This window comes from Dolichospermum circinale AWQC310F (genome assembly GCF_000426925.1).
Classification (GTDB): Bacteria; Cyanobacteriota; Cyanobacteriia; order Cyanobacteriales; family Nostocaceae; genus Dolichospermum; species Dolichospermum circinale.
This window is the reverse complement of record NZ_KE384711.1, coordinates 55,280-55,520: the sequence shown is the minus strand read 5'-3', so window position 1 is coordinate 55,520 and position 241 is coordinate 55,280.

Sequence of the window (241 nt, the reverse complement as noted above, 5' to 3'; positions counted from 1 at the left end):
TATTATTTTATGATAGTTCTTCCTTATCAGCTTTATCATAACAAATTTAAAATCAAATGTCAACCCCTAAATACTTCTTTATTGCGATTTTTTTTGGCAAATTTGGGAAAATATCAAAATTCCCGGCCAGTCCTAATCAATTTCATCAGAAAGTTTAATTCTTATCCGGTAATTTATACAAGACGGTGGCGTGAGTAATATTAGTGTGTCCGCATATTCAACATATTCAACAATTTTTCTT